The organism is Streptomyces sp. PH9007 (assembly GCF_059813725.1).
This window is the reverse complement of the sequence record NZ_CM187440.1, coordinates 226,115-243,730: the sequence shown is the minus strand read 5'-3', so window position 1 is coordinate 243,730 and position 17,616 is coordinate 226,115. Positions and strand designations below refer to the sequence as shown.

Genomic DNA, 17,616 nt, shown 5'->3' with positions numbered 1-17,616 from the left:
CCTGGCCGTAAGGATCACCGTGGCGGAGTCCGAAGCGTCCCCCCATAGCACCACACTGTGAAGGACAGCATGAAGATAGGTTTCGCCCTCCCGCAGTTCAACAACCAGGCGTACGGCATCGCCCACGCCGCCACGTTCGCCTCCGCGATCGAGGAAGCGGGTGGTGCCAGCCTGTGGGTGGGTGACCGGAACCTGGCGGCGGTGCGGCCCGTCGTCGGCTACGGCGGGCAGGGCAACACCATTCCGCAGGAACTCAACGCCTCCGCGGACCCCTTCGTTCTGCTCGGTGTCGCCGCCTCCGCGACACGTCGCGTACTGCTGGGCACCCACGTCCTGATCGCCCCGCTCTACCCTCCCGTCCAGCTCGCCCGGTCACTGACGACGATCGACGTGATCAGCGGCGGACGGCTGCTGCCCGGCTTCGGGATCGGCTGGTCCCCCGAGGAGTACCAGGCGGCCGGAGTGGACTTCACGCGCCGCGGAGCCCGTATGGAGGAACTGCTCGACGCCCTCGACGCCATCTGGACGACCGACCCGGCCCGGTACGAGGGCGCGCAGCTCTCCGTGCCCGAGCACCACTCGCCGCTGAAGCCGGCGCGGGCACCCCGGCCGCCCTTCTACCTGGGTGCCATGTCCGAGCGCGCGCTGCGCCGCGTCGCCCGGCGCGGCGACGGCTGGCTGCCGCTGGTCGCCGTCCCCAGCTACGTCGACATCGACGGCCTCGTCCAGCAGCGCGCGCTTCTGGACGAACTGGCCCAGCGGGACGGCCGGGACCCCCGGGCGATCGACACCGTGCTGCGGGTGAACATCGACGCGGGCACGAGCACGGCGCTGGTGGCCGACACCATCAAGAAAATCCACGAGCGGACGGGCATTGACCACTTCATGGTCGACTCGATGTACGACGTGGACACCGTCGACGGCTCCGTCGAGCACGCACGGGAGGTTCTCCAACGGGCGGACAAGGGCTGAGCCCACGCCCTCCCGGCGGACCTGTGCCGCACCGGGCCGCGCCTCTTCGTGCCGCGGACCGGGAACGCGACCTGGATCCGTTCCCGGTCACCGTCCGGCCCCCACGCCGCGGCTGCGTATCGCCCCCATGCGGCGCTTCGAGGCGCGGGCCCGGTCCGGACGTCAGCCGGTGAGGCGGCGATCCGGGCCATTCAGAGGCCCCACGGGTGGCTGGAAAGCCAGTCGGCATGCCGTTCACGCAGCCGGTCCCGTTCCCCGGACGTGGGGAGGAAGACATCGGCGCCACCGTCATAAGGATGATGGACGCGCCGCATTCCGGGCCGGTCCGGATCAGGGGGAGAAGGTCTTCGTGATCACCTGAGATGGGGGGGCGAAGACCGTGGCCCTCTCCAAGTCTGCCGCGGTCGTGCCCCTCGCGGCGCACGGCAGCGCACCGTCCGCCCGCCGACCGTGACCTCGGTCAGGGTGCCGGGATCCGCTCCACCTGAGCCGGGGAACGAGGGGCGGGCCCTGGTCGCGTGTGGCTACCGTGGGGCCATGACGGGTGACTGGCGGACGGATCGGATCGGGGCCGCTCTGCGAGGTGAGAACCCGACCGTGCTGCGGCGTCTCGCGTCGGGGTTCGCGGTGATCGGCGACGTGCAGTTCCTGCCGGGTTACTCGGTTCTCCTGGTGGACCAGCCCGGTGTTCAGCGGCTGTCCGACCTGCCGAAGGCGAGACGCCTGTCGTTTCTCTCCGACATGGACCGGCTAGGGGAAGCCGTTGAGCGGGTCTGCCGACGTCTGGACCCCGGTTTCCGCCGGGTCAACCTGGAGATTCTGGGCAACACCGATCCGTTCCTGCACGCCCATGTCTGGCCCCGGTTCGCGTGGGAGCCGGCTGAGCTGGTGAACAAGCCCGTGTGGCTGTATCCGGCTGACCGGTGGAGTGACGAGGGGTTCCGGCTGGGGCCGCGGCATGACGTGCTGCGGGAAGGGATCGCGAGCGAACTGGACCGGTCGGGTTCGACGGGCTGACCACCTGGGCCCGTACGCGCAACGGGCGGCAGTGATCTGCTCCTCCTCGCGGCGACCCCAAGAGCCCTTGGCTGCCATAGACATGCCTGCGTGAGTCGTGTCGCACCGTCCTGCTCCGGATCGGCGCCCGAGCGAGAGGAAGACTGCACTGACAATTATTTTCATTTGACGGAGGGGCTTGATAGTGCGCGACATGCAAGCCGGCACGATCACCGCATACTTGCTGGCCAACCGTGCCTTTGTGGCCCCGACGGTCGAGGAGGCCGTGGGGAGGCTGGAACTCGCCGGCCGCACCCGGCTGTTGGACGCGGGCACCGGTGCCGGCGGGGGTCTGGTGGCGCTGGCGCGTGCCGGAGACCCGGCGGCACAGGTCCTGGGGGTGGACCGCAACCCCGATGCCCTGGCTCTGGCCCGCGCACACGCGCAGGAGTGCGGAGCCGCCTCCCGCGTGGAGACGCGGTGAAGGCGATCTGCTGGAGGAGCTGGCCGAAGCGTCCGCCCCGGGGGAGGGCTTCGACGGGATCTGGGCGAGCGACGTCGTCTGGCCGGGGAACTTCGCCGACCCGGCAGCGGCGGTCGTGGAACTGGCCGGGGCGCTGTCGCCCGGCGGTGTGCTCGCGCTGTTCAGCAGCAATTACTACCAGGCGCTCTTCCTCCCCGGGTGCTCCCGGCTCCAGCAGAAGCTGCGCACCGCCTCCGAGATGAACCGGGGCATACCGGGGGGCGGGCCGACCCACTACGAGCGGCACGTGCCCTGGGCGGTGGCCGCCGGGTCGCGGAACGTGCGGGTCCACGTGCTGCCCCGGGTCGCCTTCCCCGTCGACGACGATCCCACGGTGCGGCTGTATCCGGAGCGGGTGGTGTGGCCCGAGCTTCTGGAGGCTGCCCGCAACCGGGGGCGGGAGGCCGGCATGGACGACAAGGAGATCGAACTGGCCGAGGCGCTGCTGACGCCGGGCAGCGGAAGCTACCTGCTCGATGAACCCGGCTACTACCTGGTCCACTCCATGCTGCTGGTCACGGGCGTTCGCTGAGCGGTGCGGCCCGGCGCGGCGGTCGACCGCCGCGCCGGGCCGGCCGTCAGCCGGGCGATGAGCGCGGCACGCAGCGCGGCGGACGGTTCCACCGCGATGACGGGTGACGTCGGTGGGGCCATACAAGTGATCCGCACGTGTCCCGGTCCCGTCGCGCCGCCGACGACCGGCCCCGATTCCGGTCCAGCGCGCAACGCCGTGGGCGTGGCTCCGCGTTCATGCTCCCCAGCCTTCCAGAAGCCCGTGATCAACGGGGCGATTACGGTGCCGGGGCAGGATCCCGTCACGGGGCGTGCCCGGCGTGCTCAGGTGGCCTTCGCCCCGATCACCACGCCCGGCGCCGGGCCGCCGTGGTCGTGAGCGTGGTCGTGGTCGTGCTGAAGGGGCCCGCTCGCCTCCCAAGCCGGGAACGGATCGTCGTAGCCGGCCCACGCCCGGGCTCCCGCGGCCCATTCGCTGTCGTCGAGCAGGCAAGCCGTCAGCGCCGCCCGCAGCGCGTCCTTGTCCAGGCGCGTTCCGATGAACACCAGTTCCTGGCCACGGGAATCGGTGTCCCCCGGTGACCGCACCCCCGAGGGCTCGAACCTCGCCACCGACCCGGCCTGCGACCACAGGCCGGTGATCCCGGGACGGGTGGCCAGGCAGAAGAAGCCCTTGGAGCGGAGGACCTCGCCGAAGACGCCGCTGTCGAAGTCCTCGGTCAGCAGCCGCCACAACCGTTCCGGCCGGAAGGGCCGGTCGGCGCGGAAGAGCAGGCTGGAGATGCCGTATTCCTCGGTCTCGGGAAGGTGATCCCCGTTGAGCTCGGCCAGCCAGCCTGCGGACTCCTGCGCCTTCGCCAGATCGAACCTCCCGGTGCCCAGGATCTCGGCGGGATCCACCCGGCCGTGTCGTGCGCGTACCACCTTGGCCGCCGGATTGAGCCGCTGGAGAGCCGCTTCGAGTTGCTGGGTCTCCTCGGTGCCGACCAGGTCCGTCTTGTTCAGGACGATCACGTCGGCGAACTCGATCTGATCGGTGAGCAGATCGCTGACCGTGCGGTCATCCCCCTCGAACGGCGCGAGATCCCGGTCGGTGAGAGCGTCCCCCGCAGTGAGCTCCGGCAGGAAGTTGAGGGCGTCCACCACGGTCACCATCGTGTCCAGCCGGGCGAGTTCGCCCAGCGTCGCACCGTCGTCGCGCGGGAAGGAGAAGGTGGCGGCCACCGGCATGGGCTCCGAGATACCGCTCGACTCGATCAGCAGGTAGTCGAACCGGCCCGCGCGGGCCAGCCGGTCGACCTCCTCCAGCAGGTCGTCCCGCAGGGTGCAGCAGATGCAGCCGTTGGTCATCTCGACCAGGCGTTCCTCGGTGCGGGAGAGTGCGCCGCCGTCCCGCACCAGCTCCGCGTCGATGTTGATCTCGCTCATGTCGTTGACGATCACCGCCACGCGCAAGCCGTCACGGTTGCCGAGCACGTGGTTGAGCAGCGTGGTCTTCCCCGCGCCCAGAAAGCCCGACAGCACCGTCACCGGCAGCCGCCCCGCGTGCCCCGGCCCCGTCATCGTGCTCATCCGACCCTCCGTCAACTGAAGATGGTTATCGTTATCGATAGGGTCCACGGTACTCCACCGGCCTGCCGGTCCGGCCACGGGGCCGGCCCCCGCGCCGGTGGCCCGGCGACGGGCACGCGGCGCGCGCGTGCGGCGGAGTCCTCCCCCGCGTTGGGAGGACGACCGTCGGGGTGATGTACGGCGCCGGGGCGGCCGGTGCCAGGCGGAAGGTCCGGGGGCGGCGCGGTGCCGGCGCCCGCCCCCGGGGGCGGTGTCCGCGTCCTGTCCCTAGGGTGGTGATCACCGGTGGCGGGTGCTGAGGCGGGCTGGCATGACGGACACAGGGATCGACATCGACTACACGGCGGTGTTCCGGAGGCTGCCCAGCATGGTGGCGCTGCTGACCCCCGAACTGGTCTACGCGGACGCGAACGACGAGTACCTGCGGATCTCCGGACGTACCCGCGAACAACTGGTGGGCCGCTACGTCTTCGACGTGTTCCCCGACAGCCCGGACAACGCCGATGCCCAGGGCGCCCGGAACCTGCACCTCTCACTCCAGCGCGTGCTGGCCACCGGGGAGCGGGACAGCATGGCGCTCCAGCGCTACGACGTCCAGCGCGCGGACCGGCCCGGCGTGTGGGAACAGCGGTACTGGAGCCCGGTCAACACCCCGGTGCTCGGGCCAGGCGGCCGGGTGGTCCTGCTGGTGCACCGGGTGGAAGAGGTGACCGAGCTGATCAAGCTGGGCGGGCTCCCCGACGGCGGCAGGACGCGCGTGCTGGAAGCCGAGCTGTACACCCGGGCCCGAGAGCTCCAGGAGGTCAACGAGCGTCTGCGCCGGGCCCACGCCCGCGAACGGGAGGTGGCCCTCGCCCTCCAGGAGGCGATGCTGCCCGACCCCGGCGACATCGGGCACCACCGTGCCGCCGTGCGGTACCAGCCGGCCGTCAGCGCCCTGAACGTGTGCGGCGACTGGTACGACCTGGTGGACCTGCCGGGCGACCGCATCGGGGTGGCCGTCGGCGACGTCGTGGGCCACGGGCTGCGTGCCGCCGGTGTCATGGGCCTGCTGCGCAGCGCCCTGAGCGCCACCTCCCGGGTCGCCGAGGGCCCCGCCCAGGCCCTGGACGTGCTGGGGCTGTACGCGCGCTCGGTCGAGGGCGCCGAGAACACCACCGTCGTCCAGGTCACCGTCGACTGGGCCGGCCATGTCCTCACGTACAGCTGCGCCGGTCACCCGCCGCCCGCCCTGCTGCGCGCCCACGGGGCCGTGGAGTTCCTCGAAGGGGCCACGGACCCCCCGCTCGGCGCCCGCCTCGAACATCTGCCCAGGCCGCAGGAGCGGGCGGGCTTCACCGAAGGGGACACCCTCGTCCTCTACACGGACGGTCTCATCGAGCGCCGCCGCGAGGACATCGACGTGGGGTTCGCCCGCCTCTCCGAAGCCCTCACCCGCCACCGCGACGCCCACCCCGAGCGCCTCGCCGACGCGATCCTCCGTGACCTGCTCCCACCCGACGGCGCCACCGACGACACCGTCCTCGTCGTCATCCGGCTCTGACCCACGGGCCCCTTCGCACCCCGCCGGGGCGACAGGAAGCGAACCGGCGACCTCACGCCCGGCCGGGCTCCCGTGCGCTGCCGCGGTCGTTCAGGGCAGCGGGGCGCCGCCTGTGGCGTTGACGATCTCGCCGGTGATGAACGACGCGTCCTGCGAGGCGAGGAACACGTACGCCGGGGCCAGCTCTGCGGGCTGCGCGGGCCGTCCGAAAGCTCGGCGGCCCCCCGCACCGCCCGCCGCGGCCGCGACGCCCGGCTGATCACCGCCGCGGCGCTCGCCTTCGCGAGCGCCGCGGCCCTCGGTACCGCACGCCGGCTCACCCGTCGTCGCCGACCGCGGCGCAAGACCTGGGCCAGGATCAGCCGGCGAGCGGCGCCCGCACGGTGACGAACGAGTGCGGCGGCAGGGTGACGGTCACCAGACTGGGCCGGTCGGCGTCCGCGCGCAGCCCCTCGTCGTAGGGACGGGGCGCCACCGCGTCCGGCGCCTCGGGGCTGTTGAACGTCTGGATCCGGTCCGCCGCCAGCAGCCGGGCCGTGGCGGTGCCGACCGTGCCACCGCGCAGGTCCAGCGTGACCTCCGCCGCTTCGCCCGCGTCCAGGTTGCTCAGGGACACCAGCAGCGTGCCGTCCTTCGTGCTGGCCGACACCGACAGCGTCTCCAGTTCCTTCCCGTCCGGCAGGGTGTGGCTGCCACCGGCGGCCAGCCGCAGATGCACGGGGAGAGAGGTGGCGTCCTGGTGATCCTTGTTCATCTCGAAGACGTGGTAGGTGGGGGTCAGGACGAGCTGCTCCCCGTCGGTGAGGATCATCGCCTGCAGCACGTTGACGGTCTGCGCGATGTTGGCCATGAACAGCCGTTCCGCGTGCTTGTGGAAGATGTCGAAGTGCACCCCGGCCACCAGCGCGTCGCGCAGCGTGTTCTGCTGGAAGAGGAAGCCGGGGTTGGTGCCGGGCTCCACGTCCCACCAGGTGCCCCACTCGTCCAGCACCAGGCCGACCGTGCGGGCCGGGTCGTACATGTCCATCACCGTGGAGTGGCCCGCGATGAGACGGTCGATCTTCCGGGCGGCGGCCAGGGTGCGGTAGTAGTCCTCGGTGTCGAACTGGGTCGCGCTGCCCTTCGCGTCCCAGCTGCCGGCCATCGTGTAGTAGTGCAGCGAGAGGGCCTGGAAGAAGTTCTTCGGGGTGGCTTCGCAGCCGAAGCAGCCGATCTGCTGCATCAGCCGTTCGGTCCAGGCGAAATCGTTGTCGGAGGCCCCCGAGGCGATGCGGTAGAGCTTGTTGTCGCCGTGGTCGCGGCAGTAGGTCGCGTACTGGCGGGCGAGGTCGGCGTAGTACTCGGCGCGCATGTTGCCGCCACAGCCCCACGTCTCGTTGCCGATGCCCCAGAACCGTACCCGCCACGGCTCCTCCCGGCCGTTGGCCTTGCGCAGCCGCACCATGGGGCTGTCGCCGTCCCGGGTGAGGTACTCCACCCACTCGCTCATCTCCTGGACGGTGCCGCTGCCCACGTTGCCGCTGATGTACGGCTCGGTGCCCAGCAGTTCGCACAGCGCGAGGAACTCGTGTGTGCCGAAGTGGTTGTTCTCCTCCACGTTGCCCCAGTGGGTGTTCACCATCCGGGGCCGGCTCTCCTTGGGGCCGATGCCGTCCTTCCAGTGGTACTCGTCGGCGAAACACCCGCCCGGCCAGCGCAGGTTGGGGATGTTGAGCGCACGGAGCGCCTGGACCACGTCGAGCCGGATGCCGCCCTCGTTCGGGATCGGGGAGTCCTCGCCCACGTAGAAGCCGCCGTAGATGCAGTTCCCCAGGTGTTCGGCGAAATGCCCGTACAGATGACGGCTGATCGTGGGGCCCTCGATGTCCAGGTTGACGATCGCGGTTCCCCTGGTGGTCGTCACGATGAGCCCTCCGTCAGGCAAGAGTGATGTGTATCGATACAAAAACCCGGTCGGCGGCACGCTGTCAAGAGAACGGACGGCGGAAGAACGGGGCGCGCGCCGGCTACTGGCGGGTGGACTCCCGCTCGATCAGGGTGAACGGGCTGACCACGTCCCGGGGCCCCGGCACGCCGTCCCCCCGGATACGTTCCAGGAGCAACTCGACGGCGCGGGCGGCGATCCAGTCGTTGTCGGGGTCGATGGTGGACAGCGCCGGAACGGTGAAGCCGCCGATCCCGATGTTGTCGAAGCCCACGACCTTCACCTCACCGGGAACCGCCACCCCCGCGTCGGCCAGCCCGCGGATGACGCCCAGGGCCACCGTGTCGGTGACGGCCACGACACCGTCGTACCCCGCGCCCGCCCGCGCCAGGCGATGGGCGGCCTCCGCGCCGCTCTCCAAGGTGAGCAGGGGGAGCCGGACGACGCCCCGCCGGTCCTCGGGCAGCCCGGCCGCCCGCAGCGCCTCGCGGTAGCCCGCGTACCGCAGGCTCGACACGTTGGTCTCCTCCAGATCGGGGCCGGTGACCATGGCGATCCGGCGGCACCCGCGCGCGATCAGATGCGCGGTGGCCGCGCGGGCCCCCTCGGTGTTGGGCATGGCGATGTGGTCCACCGGCGCGTCGAAGATCCGCTCACCCAGGATCACCACAGGAAAATCGACCGGCAGCAGGTCCCGGTCGGCGGGCGCCAGCGCGACCGTGCTCAAGATCAGCCCGTCGTACAGGCTGTTGCGCGACCACGCGATCGCGTCCAGCTCCTCCTCCCGCAGCGCGCCCGTCTCCTCCACCACCACCCGGTAGCCCGCCGCGCGGGCGTGCCGGACGACGCGGGCGGCCAGCTCGGCGAAGTACGGGCGATCCACCTCGGGCACGGCCAGCCCGATCGTCTGGGTGCGGCCCGCCCGCAGGTTCCGGGCGGCGATGTTCACCCGGTACCCCAGCCGGTCCATGGCCGCCAGCACCTTCGCACGCGTGGCCTCGCGCACGTGCGGCCGGTTGTTGACCACGTTCGAGACGGTCATCGGCGAGACACCGGCGGCCCGGGCGACATCCTGCATGGTGACCACGGTTCCGCCTCCACCCACGTCACTCCGCTGCGGCGACCCCACAGCCTAACCGTCCTCCCCACCCACCCGGAGCACGGCCGGCGACGCACCACGGTAGGTGAGCTGCGCCGTGCCGGGGGCGGGTCCGGCGATGCTGTGCTGTGTGACGGCGAACGGCGGCGGCGGAGGCGGCCGGGTACGCGGCTTCCCCACCCACGGGGTGTGGCTGCTCCCCGGGCTGCGCTGTACCGACGCGCTGGTCGCCGCCGCGCTGCTGGGCCTGCTGTACGGAGTGCTGCGGTTGGCCCCCGCCCTCGACGCGCCGTCGCTCCGAACTCGCGTTGCTGTGGGAGGGCCACACCGCGCCGGTGAAGGCGATCCTGCTCGTCACCCACAACATCGAGGAAGCGGTGCTGCTCGCCGACCGGGTGCTGGTGCTCTCCGACAACCCGGGGCGCATCCGCGCCGAGTTCACCGTGGACCTCGCCCGCCCCCGTGACCGGCACGGCGCACACTTCGAGGACCTGGTGGACGCGGTGTACGACGTCCTCACCGGCCGGGGCGAGCCCGCCGCCACCCCACCACCGGCCCCGACCCCCATCAGCAGCCCGCTGCCGCGCGCCTCGGTCGGCGGCATGGCGGGCCTGCTGGAGATCCTCGCCTCGCGCGGCGGCGAGGACGGACTCGCCGAGATCGCCGAGGCCCTCACCTTCGAAATCGATGACCTGCTGCCCCTGGTGGACGCGGCCGTCCTGCTCGGCCTCGCCCGCACCGCCCGCGCCCGAATCGGACTCACCGCCGCCGGCCGCGAATTCACGGCGGCCGGCATCCTGCGCGACAAGGAACTCTTCTCCCGCCACGCCCTGGACCGCGCCCCCCTCATCCACGCGATCGCCCAGGCCCTGCGCACCGCCCCCGGCCACACCCTGCGCGAGGACTTCTTCCTGGACCTCCTGCACCGCGGCTTCACCCCCCCGAGGAGGCCAGGACCCAGCTCGGCATCGCCATCGACTGGGGCAGCTACGCGGAGCTGTACGACTACGACAGCGACAACGCCACCCTCGCCCTGGAGGAACCCCCGGGCTGACCTGCGGTGGCCGGGGCAAGCGCCGTACGCCTGGCCGAGACGGGCGACGCGCCCGTCATGGTGCGAGAGGGGCGGCGCGGGCGAGTGACCGGTCGTCATGTGCGGGGCGGCCATCCGGCGGTACCCCCTGACGCGGCCGTTGATCGGTGCCCGCCTACGGGGCGCCCCGATGCCCGCCGAACGGCAGCGTCCCGCGCAGCGGCTTCCCGGTCAGCAGCATCAGCAGCCGGTCCACGCCGATGCCGAGTCCCCCGGTGGGGGCCATCCCGCGCTCCAGGGCCGCGAGGAAGTCCTCGTCCAGGGTGCCGCGGGCGGCCAGCCGGCGGCGCTGTTCGACCGGGTCGGTGAGTTCGGAGCAGCCGGTGCCCAGCTCGATGCCGTACGCGACCAGGTCCCAGCGCTCGGCCAGCCGGGGATCGGCGCGGTCGGCGCGGGCCAGCGGTGACAGTTCCACGGGGAAGCCGGTGTAGAACACCGGCGCCCCCGTCCTCGCCTCCACCAGATGTGCGTACAGCAGGTCGATCAGGGCCGGGCGGTCCATCTCGGAGGAGGCCGGGATGCCGTGGCGGGCGCACCAGCGGTGCAGCAGCCGCGCCGGGGTGTCCGGGGTGACCTCCTCACCCAGGGCCTCCGACAGCGCGCCGCACACGGTGCGCACCGGCCAGGGCCCCGACAGATCCCGGGCGGCACCCCCGGCGGTGGCCACCACGTCCTGGACCAGCCGGTGGGCGAGCACGCGCATCGACGCGTGGTCGGCTCCGGTGCGGTACGCCTCCAGCAGCGTGAACTCCGGGGAGTGCCGCGCCGAGACACCCTCGTTGCGGAACACCCGGCCCAGCTCGTAGATCCGGTCCAGGCCGGCCACGCACAGCCGCTTGAGGTAGAGCTCGGGGGCGACCCGCAGCGCGAGCCTGCGGTGCTGGGCGTTGCCGTAGGTGGTGAACGGTCTGGCCATGGCCCCGCCCGGGGCGCGCTGCAGGATCGGGGTCTCCACCTCCGTGTACGCCGCCCGGTCCAGGGTGGCGCGCAGGGTGTGCAGGACCGTGGCCCGGGTCATCAGAACCGCGCGCACGGCGGGCCGGTCGGGCAGCGGACGCAGCGCGGCGGACAGCAGCCGCCAGCCGGACACCCGCAGGGAGGGCTCGCCGGTCCTGCTGGTGGTGCGTTCCCCCGTGGCCTCCACATGGTCGCCGCGCCGCACCGTCGCGGTGAAGCCGGACTCCCGGCGGAGGATGAGCTGGAGGTCACCGGTGGCGTCCCGCAGCGGCGCGAAGGCCAGGCCGCCGAAGTCCCGCACCGCCAGGACCCGGCCGAAGACCTGGGCCCGCGTCCCGGCCGGCGCGGCGCGGGCCTGCGCCAGTGTGTGGGTGCGGGTGGCCTGCGGCGGGTAGGGGTCGGTGCCCTCCGCCCGCAGCCGCCCGACGGCCGCGCGCCGCAGGCGTACGGGTTCGGGTTCGCGTTCCCCCTCCGGGCGCAACGCCGTTCGGGACGGCGGACCGGTGCCGCTGGCCAGGGCCAGGTCCTCCTCGCTCAGCGGGGGCAGGTTCCCGGCGGCGGCCGGCGGATGGCTGCCGGGGCGGCGGCGCCCGGGAGGTGCCCAGACATAGCCCTCGATGACGCCGGAGGCCACACCGATCCGGGCCAGCGCCCGTGATTCGGCGTAGCAGAGGTAGCGGGGATACCACTCGGGCCGGTAGCGGGCGTTCGTACGGTACATCGCCTCCAGCTGCCACCAGCGGGAGCCGAACAGCAGCAGCCGGCGCCACAGCCGCAGCACCGGTCCCGCGCCGATACGCGCACCCTCCTCGAACACCGAGCGGAAGACCGCGAAGTTGAGCGAGAGACGCCGGATGCCCATCGTCCGGCCGCGCTCGGCCAGCTCGGCGATCATGAACTCGATGACCCCGTTGGGCCCGCGCGGATCCCGGCGCATCACATCGAGCGAGAAGCCGTCCGGCCCCCAGGGGACGAAGGACAGCACCGCCAGCCGCCGGGCTCCGCCCCCCGGACCCTGACATGCCTCCACCAGCAGGCAGGCGCCGTCGGCCGGGTCGCCCAGCCGGCCCAGGGCCATCGAGAAGCCGCGTTCGATCCCTTCGCCGCGCCAGGCGTCCACATCGGCGCGTACCCCGGCCATCTCCTCCTCGCCCAGCTCCCGGTGGTGCCGCACGCGCACCACGGCGCCGCTGCGCCGTACCCGGGCCACGGCCTGCCGCATCGCCCTGCGGTCGCGGCCCTCCAGACCGAAGCCGGCCGGCTCCACGATCGCCTCGTCCCCCAGGTGCAGGGCGCCGAGCCCGGCGTGCGCGTACGCCGGGGCCGCCTCCGGCCCGGCCCCCAGCACGGCCGGGCTCCAGGCGTAGTCGCGGGCCAGGTCCTGCCAGGCGGCGATGGCCGCCGCCCAGGAGCCGCGGCGGCCGACCGGATCGCCGGAGGCCAGGCACACCCCGGCCTCCACCCGGTAGGTGACGGCGGCCCGTCCGTCCGGGGAGAAGACCACGTTCTTGTCGCGGCGGGTGGCGAAGTAGCCCAGCGAGTCCTGCGCGCCGTAGCGCCCCAGCAGCGCGCGCAGCCGCAGTTCGTCGCCGGGGTGCAGCCCGGAGCGGGCCCGCTGGGAACGGAAGAGGACGGCGGCGGCGTTCAGCAGGGCCAGCGCGGCCACCAGATCCAGCAGCGAACGGGTGATCCACGGCGGCATGCCACTGAAGTAGCGGTCGGCGACCAGGCCGAAGAAGACGCGGTTGGCGGCGTAGGCCGGCCGGTCGCCGGCGGCCAGCGTGCCGGGCCACACCGTGACCAGCAGCCAGCCCGCCGCGGTGGCCGCGATCAGCCCCGCGACGAGCGCCCCCAGCGCCCGCCAGAACGCGCCGCGCCGTACCCGGGCCCGGAACACCGGACGGGTGACGAGCAGCAGCACCAGGAACAGCACCGCGCAGCAGGTGCCGAGCACCGTCTGGAGCACCGGATGCCGGTCCACGGGCAGGACGTCCAGGACCACCAGAACCACCGTGTAGCCGGTCAGCACCCACCAGGCCACGCGCTTGCGGGCCGCCACGGCCGCCGCGAGCAGCAGCAGGAAGACGGCGTACGGCAGGCTCGGCGGACTGGGCAGCAGCAGGACGTCGATGCCCTCACGCACCCGCTCCAGCCACCGGCGCGGGCCGGCGATCAGCGCGCTCACGGCGCACACCAGCGCCACCCCGGTGAACACGGCGGCGATCCAGGCCGGCACCCGCAGACGCCATGACCCGCCCCCCGTACGCCGTGGCTGACCAGCGGCCATACCGCTCACCGTACGGCCGGAACACCGCCCGCCACCCCCGCGGTGCGAGGCCGACCGGGTGCAGCTCCCCGTGGTGCGGAGGCCACCGGGCTCAGCTACTCGACGCTGTCCCCACACTCCCGAACACTGGAGGCCACCGGGTGCCCGGAAGTGGGCAAGGGGGCGATCGGGCGCCGGCCGCGCATGAAGTGCCGCACGATGAGCTGCCGGCGCCCCTCGAAGAGATCGAGCAGCGTGACGGTGCCCCGGGCCCGTCGAAGGCATAGTCCGGACGCACTTCGACCATCGGCAGCCGACGGCGGCCCGCGCTGATCGCGTCCTTCATCCGGGTCAGCGCTTTCTCCTGCTGCACCAGGACACCCCGGCGTCGTTCCAGGTGGCGCGGTCGACGATCGCGGGCCGGTCGTGCCGCGCGCTCAACGGTAGAAGCCCTCACGCAGGTTGATGCCGTGCTCCAGCCAGGCTTTCAGCGCGGCGAGCATGCCCGTCCACCCCTCGCAGTTGCCGAACGCGGCCTTGGCGCCGTCCGGGGTGGCCCGCCAGGAGGTCTCGGTGATCGTCACCAGCGTGCGGGAGTCGCCGTCGATGGGCTCGAACTCGAAGGTGACGCGGGTGGTGCCGCCCTCGCTCACGGAGGCCTCGGCGCCCCATTCGATGGTGAGGCGGCGCGGGGGGTCGGCCTCGATGACCGTGACGGGGAAGGCACCGGGGAAGTCGGCGAAGTCCCACTCCACCTGCGCACCTGCTTCCAGACGGCCCCTCGCCCCGCCCGTGGTGAAGTACCGCGAGAGCTGCTCCGGATCCGCTACGGCCTCGTACGCCTCCGCACACGGACGGGCGACCCGTCCGGAGACGGTGAAGGACAACTCGGTGACCGGCTCGTTCGTCATGTTGTATTTTTACAACATGACAGGGGCGATCGACAACGGTTCGGACGATGACCGCGTGTTCAAGGCGCTGTCCTCACCGGTGCGCCGGAGGATGCTCGACGCGCTGAAGGCCTCCACCCACACCACGGGGTCGCTGTGCGCGCTGTTCCCCGAGCTCGACCGCACCACGGTGCTCCAGCACCTGCGCGTGCTGGAGCGGGCGGAACTGGTCACCGGCCGCAAGTCGGGCCGCGAGCGTCACCTCGCCCTGGCCCCGCTCCCGATCAAACGCATCCACGACCGCTGGATCAGCGACTACATGCAGGCCGCCGTCCATCTGCTCGACGACCTGGACGGCGACTGACCGCGCTCGGCCGCCACACAACCTCGGGGCGACGCACGACGCGCGACTCCTGCCGACTGGCAGTGCGGGCAGCCGTTCATCCGAGTGCCATGAGCGTCTGAGGCAGGACCACAGGCCGAAGACGGGCAGCCGGGGAAGCCCCGGGCCCGGCGGGATCGCGGTGTTCAGGGCGGACAACCTGCCGCTGCCGGAGCTGCTGTACTCCGAATGGGCCGACACCATCGCCGGGTAGAGCACACATGACGGTGCCCACCCCCGGAAGAAGGGGGCGGGGCACCATGTGGCCGGGCTCAGTCTGTTGTGGGTTCGGGGTCGGGTGTGCCGTCGGCCGGTGGCGTCTTGGGCGGCCGGTTGTCGATGACGATGCGGGTCACGGCCTGCTCGCCGTCGTCGGTTGGCTGGAGGTCGTGGAGTGACTGGCTGATGCGGTCGTAGACACGGGCGGCGAGTGCCCGTGTCCCGTGGCCGAGGGTGGCGTCGTGGGTGGTGTGCCAGAGGGCATCGAGGACGGCGATCAGCGTGCGACCGGAGAGGTCGGCTTCGATGGTGCCGTCGTTGGCTTCGTCGACACCGGCCGGCAGCCGGAAGTGCTCGGTCTGAGCGGCGCGTTCGACGAGAAAGGCCCAGGTGTCCCGGTGACAGGTGATCTCGGCGTAGGCGACGCCGGCGGCCAGGGCGAGGAGGCCGGCGTAGCCGGACTCCCCGCCGTTCGCGGGTTGGGGCTCACCCGCCTCCGCCGTTGACCGCGCCGGCTCGTGGTTCTCGGCCCGCCGTTCCGGCGCCGGCCGCTGCTGGGCCTCGAGTTCGGCGACCCGGGCTTCGGCGGCCTTACGGTGAAGGCTTTCGACCTCGCGCAGCGCCGTCTGCGCATCGGCTTGTTCCTGGTTCAGCCGTTCGCCGAGCCGGCCCAGGAGACCGCGTTGCTCGGCGAAGCCGCTGGAGATGCTGCCGTTGAGATCCTGTCGCAGGGCCGTGTTGTCGGAGCGGAGTTCCGTGAAGCCGTTGAGGACCGTGCTCACGATTTCGGCTCGCATGGACGCGAGTTCTTGGTGCAGCTTGTTGACGTTGCACTGAAGCTCGCGGATCTGCGTCGCCAGCGCCTCGACCTCTCCTCGCCTGGCCAATCTGCCCCCTCATCCTGTCGCACTGTGTGGCGAGGGCATTTCTTCCCGTGTGCGAACGCCATGATGCGCAGCCTTTCGGACGATCACTTGTACGGAGATCCGCTGATGCGCGGAGGTGAGAACGTGATGCCGTCCCGGTGTTCCCGCCGAGCGGCGCTGCCTGGCCGAGGCGCCTTCGGTCGGGCGTCTCCCGCCGCCCGCTGGGGTCACAGCAGGGCGCTGCCCAGCAGGAAGATCGCCAGGGCGTGGGCCAGGGCGGCGGCGAGAACGCCGTGGCGGTTGCGAAGGTGTGCGCAGATCAGACCCTCGTACAGGGTGAAGGCCAGCAGGGGCCAGCCCACGTCAGTGACCGTCGAGGCGAGGAAGGTGTGGCAGGCGGCGAAGAGCGCGGCTGACAGGAGCGTGGCGCGGATGCGGTCGGTCGCGGCTTCCAGGCGGGTCTGGAGCAGGCCGCGAAACAGTACCTCCTCGGCGAGGTTGCCCGCCAGCGCGAAGAACGCCAGGGCGGGCAGCAGGGACAGGTCGACCGCTCCACCGCGTTCGTCCAGCGGCCGGGCCATGGCCAGAGCCAACACCGGGGCGGCGGCCAGCAGGCCACCGCCGAGGCCCCACCCGAAGGTGCGGAGGTCCGCCCGGCCCCAGGGGACCAGCGCCGCCAGGCGGTGGTCGGTGCGCAGGATCAGCGCGGTGGTGGCGAGCGTCAGGGTGCCGCACACCACGAGCAGCGCCGGGTCGGGGGTGAACCGCAGCCAGGGGACGGCCCCGGCGGCGCCGATGTGCCACAGCCCGGCCGGGGTCATGGCGTCCCGGACGAGGACGAAGCCGAGGATCAGGACCGCGATCCGGGGCAGCGGGTCGCGCAGGGGGCGGGTCAGCAGGTAGCAGAACGTCAACAGGCCAAGGCCGGGCAGGATCCGGAGGGCATAGGCGAGCAGGTCGGAGAGCACGAGGCAGGGTCTTTCGCGGAGGGGGCGGTGAGGTGGGCGGGCCCGCCCCTCCATGATGTGAGTTATCCTCAGTTTTTGGTACTCGCATGGGAGCCCCATGGTCCAGCCCCGTAAAAGCCCACGTCAGCAGCGGTCCCGGGAGACCGTCGAGGTGATTCTGGAGGCAGCGGCTCAGCTTTTCCAGCGGTACGGCTATGCCGCGACGACCACCAACAAGGTCGCCGAGCGGGCCGGGGTGTCCATCGGTTCGCTGTACCAGTACTTCCCCAACAAGGACGGGCTGCTGACCGCGCTGGCCCGGGAGCACCTGCGCGCCGCGGCCACCGAGCTGGACGGGCTGCTGGCGGTGGCGACCGCCCGGCGACTGCCGTTGCGGGCGCTGCTGGAGGAGCTGGTGGGCGGGGTGGTGGCGCTGCACACCGAACGGCCCGCGCTGCACCGGCTGTTGTTCGACCAGACGCCCCGCACCACCGCGACCGTGGCGGAGCTGCGGGCCTTCGAGCAGCGGGCAGCGGCCGGGCTGGCCGCCCAACTGCGCCGGCTGGGAGCCGGCGGGGACGCACCGGAGGTCACGGCGCTGCTGGCGGTGCAGGGCATCGAGGCCCAGGTGCACGGCGCGGTGCTCGACCCCGCTGACGACCGGCCGATGGCGGACCGGGTGCGGTCGGTGGTGGATCTGTGGGAACGGGCCTTGGCGCCCGAGGGGCGGGAGAGCGTGGACAGGGGTTCACGGCCGGTGGCCGGGACGTAGCACCGTCTCCGTGGTGTGACGAGCGTACGACCGAGGAATGCGTGACGGGGGATCACATCAAGAACTTTGATCCCCGCGTGTT

The 17,616-nt window shown here is 72.2% G+C and carries 16 protein-coding genes and 2 pseudogenes; 8 read left to right on the top strand and 10 right to left on the bottom strand.

The genetic code is table 11. The annotated features are described in order from the left end of the window. The first annotated feature begins 69 nt into the window (after positions 1-69). Positions 70-972: a TIGR03619 family F420-dependent LLM class oxidoreductase gene (locus ACTFAP_RS01085; RefSeq protein WP_500467982.1), complete on the top strand. Its 903-nt coding sequence runs from the start codon at positions 70-72 to the stop codon at positions 970-972. 191 nt (positions 973-1,163) lie between these two features. On the opposite strand, the gene ACTFAP_RS01080 is transcribed toward ACTFAP_RS01085, so the two are convergent. Continuing rightward, positions 1,164-1,286, bottom strand: a complete 123-nt coding sequence (locus ACTFAP_RS01080) for a DUF3885 domain-containing protein (RefSeq protein ID WP_495683135.1) — start codon at positions 1,284-1,286, stop codon at positions 1,164-1,166. Between the two features lie 223 nt (positions 1,287-1,509). On the opposite strand from ACTFAP_RS01080, the gene ACTFAP_RS01075 reads away from it, so the two are divergent. From ACTFAP_RS01075 to ACTFAP_RS01065, 3 genes are all read left to right on the top strand, one after another. Next, positions 1,510-1,989: an HIT family protein gene (locus ACTFAP_RS01075; protein WP_500467981.1), complete on the top strand. Its 480-nt coding sequence runs from the start codon at positions 1,510-1,512 to the stop codon at positions 1,987-1,989. 193 nt (positions 1,990-2,182) lie between these two features. Further along, entirely contained in the window at positions 2,183-2,452 is a 270-nt protein-coding gene (locus ACTFAP_RS01070) for a methyltransferase domain-containing protein (protein WP_495683133.1), read from the top strand. Continuing rightward, a complete protein-coding gene (locus ACTFAP_RS01065) occupies positions 2,385-3,023 on the top strand; it encodes a hypothetical protein (RefSeq protein ID WP_500467980.1) in 639 nt (212 codons plus the stop codon). Before ACTFAP_RS01070 ends, ACTFAP_RS01065 begins: the two co-directional genes overlap by 68 nt. A 305-nt stretch (positions 3,024-3,328) precedes the next feature. Here ACTFAP_RS01065 and ACTFAP_RS01060 read toward each other — a convergent pair whose 3' ends face one another. Beyond that, positions 3,329-4,576: a GTP-binding protein gene (locus ACTFAP_RS01060; RefSeq protein ID WP_495683131.1), complete on the bottom strand. Its 1,248-nt coding sequence runs from the start codon at positions 4,574-4,576 to the stop codon at positions 3,329-3,331. A gap of 310 nt (positions 4,577-4,886) precedes the next feature. Here ACTFAP_RS01060 and ACTFAP_RS01055 point away from each other — a divergent pair, with 310 nt between their 5' ends. After that, a complete protein-coding gene (locus tag ACTFAP_RS01055; RefSeq protein ID WP_500467979.1) occupies positions 4,887-6,119 on the top strand; it encodes a PP2C family protein-serine/threonine phosphatase in 1,233 nt (410 codons plus the stop codon). 90 nt (positions 6,120-6,209) lie between these two features. On the opposite strand, the pseudogene ACTFAP_RS01050 reads toward ACTFAP_RS01055, so the two are convergent. From ACTFAP_RS01050 to ACTFAP_RS01040, 3 genes and pseudogenes are all read right to left on the bottom strand, one after another. After that, positions 6,210-6,329, bottom strand: a pseudogene (locus ACTFAP_RS01050) (SDR family oxidoreductase); the annotation flags it as partial. A 148-nt stretch (positions 6,330-6,477) separates the two neighbouring features. Beyond that, positions 6,478-8,022: an alpha-N-arabinofuranosidase gene (locus tag ACTFAP_RS01045; protein ID WP_500467978.1), complete on the bottom strand. Its 1,545-nt coding sequence runs from the start codon at positions 8,020-8,022 to the stop codon at positions 6,478-6,480. 103 nt (positions 8,023-8,125) lie between these two features. Beyond that, positions 8,126-9,121: a LacI family DNA-binding transcriptional regulator gene (locus ACTFAP_RS01040; RefSeq protein ID WP_500469597.1), complete on the bottom strand. Its 996-nt coding sequence runs from the start codon at positions 9,119-9,121 to the stop codon at positions 8,126-8,128. 356 nt (positions 9,122-9,477) lie between these two features. Here ACTFAP_RS01040 and ACTFAP_RS01035 point away from each other — a divergent pair, with 356 nt between their 5' ends. Further along, positions 9,478-10,284 (top strand): AAA-associated domain-containing protein, encoded by an 807-nt coding sequence (locus tag ACTFAP_RS01035; protein ID WP_500467977.1) that lies wholly within the window; start codon positions 9,478-9,480, stop codon positions 10,282-10,284. Between the two features lie 66 nt (positions 10,285-10,350). On the opposite strand, the gene lysX is transcribed toward ACTFAP_RS01035, so the two are convergent. From lysX to ACTFAP_RS01020, 3 genes and pseudogenes are all read right to left on the bottom strand, one after another. After that, on the bottom strand, positions 10,351-13,479 hold the full coding sequence (gene lysX / locus ACTFAP_RS01030) for a bifunctional lysylphosphatidylglycerol synthetase/lysine--tRNA ligase LysX (RefSeq protein WP_500467976.1): 3,129 nt from the start codon (positions 13,477-13,479) through the stop codon (positions 10,351-10,353). 95 nt (positions 13,480-13,574) lie between these two features. Next, positions 13,575-13,804, bottom strand: a pseudogene (locus ACTFAP_RS01025) (DUF899 family protein). Between the two features lie 91 nt (positions 13,805-13,895). After that, positions 13,896-14,369: an SRPBCC domain-containing protein gene (locus tag ACTFAP_RS01020; protein ID WP_495683126.1), complete on the bottom strand. Its 474-nt coding sequence runs from the start codon at positions 14,367-14,369 to the stop codon at positions 13,896-13,898. Between the two features lie 16 nt (positions 14,370-14,385). Here ACTFAP_RS01020 and ACTFAP_RS01015 point away from each other — a divergent pair, with 16 nt between their 5' ends. Next, positions 14,386-14,712 (top strand): ArsR/SmtB family transcription factor, encoded by a 327-nt coding sequence (locus ACTFAP_RS01015; protein WP_400011157.1) that lies wholly within the window; start codon positions 14,386-14,388, stop codon positions 14,710-14,712. Between the two features lie 290 nt (positions 14,713-15,002). Here the strand turns inward: ACTFAP_RS01015 and ACTFAP_RS01010 are convergent, their stop codons facing one another. Together ACTFAP_RS01010 and ACTFAP_RS01005 are read right to left on the bottom strand one after the other, a co-directional pair. Continuing rightward, complete coding sequence (locus ACTFAP_RS01010; RefSeq protein WP_495683125.1) at positions 15,003-15,836, bottom strand: hypothetical protein; 834 nt, start codon at positions 15,834-15,836, stop codon at positions 15,003-15,005. Between the two features lie 206 nt (positions 15,837-16,042). After that, positions 16,043-16,783 carry a CPBP family glutamic-type intramembrane protease gene (locus ACTFAP_RS01005; RefSeq protein ID WP_495683124.1) on the bottom strand — a complete coding sequence of 247 codons (741 nt, stop codon included), beginning with the start codon at positions 16,781-16,783 and terminating at the stop codon, positions 16,043-16,045. A 97-nt stretch (positions 16,784-16,880) separates the two neighbouring features. Between ACTFAP_RS01005 and ACTFAP_RS01000 the strand changes: the two genes are divergently transcribed. Continuing rightward, positions 16,881-17,534 (top strand): TetR/AcrR family transcriptional regulator, encoded by a 654-nt coding sequence (locus ACTFAP_RS01000; RefSeq protein ID WP_500467975.1) that lies wholly within the window; start codon positions 16,881-16,883, stop codon positions 17,532-17,534. The last annotated feature ends 82 nt before the right edge of the window (positions 17,535-17,616 follow it).